This is a genomic window from Yoonia sp., from assembly GCF_036007805.1.
Lineage (GTDB): Bacteria > Pseudomonadota > Alphaproteobacteria > Rhodobacterales > Rhodobacteraceae > Yoonia.
In genome coordinates this window covers 1-3,296 of sequence record NZ_DASYOK010000289.1, presented here as the reverse complement: position 1 = coordinate 3,296, position 3,296 = coordinate 1, and the positions used below count along the sequence as shown (strand labels likewise).

Annotated in this window: 3 protein-coding genes; all 3 read right to left on the bottom strand. The window is 61.2% G+C overall.

The window, feature by feature from the left end:
- Positions 1–1,633: slr1591 family oxidoreductase (locus VGP75_RS15335; RefSeq protein ID WP_327544491.1), on the bottom strand; the 1,633-nt coding region annotated here is incomplete at its 3' end.
- A 23-nt stretch (positions 1,634–1,656) separates the two neighbouring features.
- Positions 1,657–2,214 (bottom strand): pyridoxamine 5'-phosphate oxidase family protein, encoded by a 558-nt coding sequence (locus VGP75_RS15330; protein ID WP_327544490.1) that lies wholly within the window; start codon positions 2,212–2,214, stop codon positions 1,657–1,659.
- Positions 2,207–3,235 (bottom strand): lipocalin-like domain-containing protein, encoded by a 1,029-nt coding sequence (locus tag VGP75_RS15325; protein ID WP_327544489.1) that lies wholly within the window; start codon positions 3,233–3,235, stop codon positions 2,207–2,209. The genes VGP75_RS15330 and VGP75_RS15325 overlap by 8 nt, the downstream gene beginning before the upstream one ends.
- Positions 3,236–3,296 lie beyond the last annotated feature (61 nt).

Below are 3,296 nucleotides of genomic sequence, written 5' to 3'. Positions count from 1 at the left end.
TGCCGCTGCCGATAGGTTTGGTCAGGATCAGCTTGTCGCCCGGTTTTGCGCCGGCCAGCGTAATCGGTGTTTTCGTCAAACCGGTGATCGTGAACCCGATGGTCAGTTCGTCACCAAGTGACGAATGCCCCCCGATGATCTTGGCGCCTGCTTTGGCGAAGACCTCGGACGCGGTGGACATGATCTCTGTCATCGTCCGTTCCTGCAAGGTGGCCGACATGCGCGGCAGGATCAGGCTGGCGGTGGCGGCCTGCGGTTTCGCCCCCATCGCCCAGATATCGCCCAGCGCGTGGACCGCCGCGATGCGGGTCATCACCACCGGATCATGTGTCAGCGCGCGTAGGTGATCGGTGCTCATCACCTGTCCCGCCTGCACCTCGGCGGCATCATCGGCAAAATGATCGGCCAAGACGTGCTGCAAGGCCGCCCGCCCCACCTTGGCCCCGCAACCGCCGCACATGGGTTTGTCACCCAGTGCCTCTTTCACGCCCAGCGCCGTCATGCGCGGCAGATCAGGGGCTGCCATCGGTGCCAAAGTTTCGAACTGGTTCATGAACTTGCGGTCGATATGGTCCTTGAGCTTCCACAAAAACGGGCCTTCGCGCGCAGTGCCAAACTTTTCGGCCAGTGCCGATTTTGCGCCCAGCGAGATCAGTTTGAGGTAATCGCGTTGTGGCCTGTAGGGGCGCAGGGAGCCACCGGACAGGGCGGCGCGCAGGTTCGCAAACAGGATCGGCGCCTGACGCACCGCATAGACACCTGCTTTGGGGCGGGGATTGTCGTGCAGATGCGCGCAGTCCCCGACCGCGAAAATCGCGGGGGCACTCGATTGCAGATTGGCATCCACCGTGATGAAGCCCTCATGCAGATCAAGGCCTGTTTGCGCGATCCAGTCGTGCGGTTTTGCCCCTGCTGCCCCTGTCGTGAAATCACTGCGGATCGTACGGCCATCACGCAGCACTAGACCTTCGGCAAAGATCTCGGTCACCTCGGCGTCTTCGGTGATTTCAATATTGTGCGCAGTCAGTGCCGCAATCATTTTCTGGCGCGCCTTATAGCCCAGCGCGGTCAGGACGCGGCTGCGGTCAAGCAAGCGGACCGTCGGGGATTTATCGCGCAGGGCATGGGACATGGCCATGGCAAGTTCGGCACCTGCAACGCCGCCTCCGATGATTGCGATATGCGGTGCCTTGGCAAAGGTGCGGAAGCTGTCCCAGCGCGATGCAAAGGTACCCAGCGGTTTGGCGGGGATCGCATGCGCCGTAAAGCCGGGCAAATCAGGCATCGCAGAAGTAATACCGACGTCGACCGAGACCACATCATAGGCGATAGGCGGACGGCCAGAAACCGCGACGGTTTGCGCGTCCTTGTCGATGCCGGTGGCGTAGCCGTTGATGATCCGCGCACCTGCAAAGCGGGCCAGTTTCACCAGATCAATATCAAGCTCTTCGCGGGTGTAGTGCCCCGCGACAAACCCCGGTAGCATTCCGGAATAGGGCGCAGTTGGTCCGGGATTAATGACCGTCACCCGCACACCCGGCAAAGGGTTCATGCCCCATTTACGCAGCACAAGCGCATGGGTATGACCGCCGCCAATCAGCACGAGGTCGCGGGTCAGGGGAATACTGTTCATACCTTGTTGTAGCGGGGTCGCTGTCAGGGGGAAAGCCACTGTCCCTGCCAATGACGATCACGTGAGAAACTGGCACGGCGATGGTCAGTCCCGAGGTGGACAGCGTCGATGGTCGTGACGTGGCATTGCAGTACGGCGAAGGTCTCCGGATCGGGCGTTTTGACATAGTCGAGCGCTGTCGCGATCGGCTGACCGGGGGGCGGGGTGACACCGTAGGATTGTTGCGCATGGTCGGGGATTTTGTCCCAAAGTGCACGGGTCTGCGCGCCCGAAAGTATCGTCACTTCGGCCTGTAGCCTGATTTGCAGGTTCTGCTTGGCATCCCAGATATGCAGTGCTGCGCGGGGCAAGGCCCCCAGGCTCTTGATCTTGTCGGAATAGAGATCCGTATGGACAGTGACGACCCCCGCCGCACGATCAGCAGACCGCAGCACCACTGTGCGCGCCTCCGGCCACCCCTGGGGCGACACAGTTGCAAAGGTCGGGCGGCGCGCGGGATGCTTGGCATCAGCAACACCGCGCCCCAACGTGCCCCAGAGTTTGTCCCAAATGCCGTCAGTGGTTTCAAACCAGTCACTCATAGCCCGTCATCTCCAGATATCCGATCCCCTCATGGCTGCCCGTGACCGTGATAGGGCCTTCCCAATACGGCACGCTTGTTGCCATCCACGCATTCTCATTGATCGCGGCGACGGTCACATCGACACCCTGGGCAGGGAGTTCTACACGCCAGCGCACGGGCACGCCCATGTCATTCGTGGCCAAGGGTGTCGCGACCAAAGCGCCATCGGTATAGGGCGTTGTCTGCCCGTCAGGCGTGATCCAGGTGGCAGAGGTAAAGTTCTGGCCGTCGGTCTGTTGCAGGCGGAACCCCATCATTTTGTTGCCATCGTCAAATGACAGCGAGAACCAGTCCCAGCCTGTCTGGTTTTCCGCCAAAGGCTGCGACGACCATTCACGGTCAAGCCATGCGTTCCCTGTCACCGCGACATCGCCCTCGGGCAGTTGCAGGGTGCCTTCAATGGCAAAGAACGGTTGCGAATAGTAATAAGACGCCTGCCCCGCTGCAGATTTCACCGAATAGCCGTCTTCGCCGTGGAAAATCAGCGGGCCCTGGGCAGTGAGCATCATGTCATAAGCAAAATCGGCTGCGCTTGCCGTCATGCGCAGGGTGTTCCAGTCACCTGTCATTGCCCAGTCGTCGATCCATGCTTCAAAAGGGTCGGCCGTCACCCCCGCCTGCCCGATCCCGCCGCGTGCCAACCGTTCGGCAACGAAGTGCTGATCGGGTGTTGTGACTGCTGCATGGCCCATCCACAATTGGGGTGCAGTCCAGCCATCGCCCGCCTCGGGCGCGAGTGCCGAGCGGAACAGGGTCCATTGCAGCCCGTAGGGCGTGCCGTCCGCAGCTTCAAGATTGGCGGTCAGATACCACCATTCGATGCGGTAATCGTGATGCGCGCCGTGATCGGCCGGGAAGTTGAATCGCGGGTCCGGTTGCGGAACAGAAAAGCCTTCGGCCTCGGTGCCCAGACCCGCAAAACCTTGTGCCAGCGCCGACATGGGCAGGCAGAGAACAAAGAAAAGCGCTTTAACGTTCATTGGAAAACACCTTGAGCAGGTCCGCAGGGGGGGTCCGCGCTAGCCTGCGGGCGGGCCAGAG

Bases quoted from the DNA above. Each gene is read 5' to 3' on its own strand.
- VGP75_RS15330 (WP_327544490.1), bottom strand. From the start codon at position 2,214: ATGAGTGACTGGTTTGAAACCACTGACGGCATTTGGGACAAACTCTGG.
- VGP75_RS15325 (WP_327544489.1), bottom strand. From the start codon at position 3,235: ATGAACGTTAAAGCGCTTTTCTTTGTTCTCTGCCTGCCCATGTCGGCG.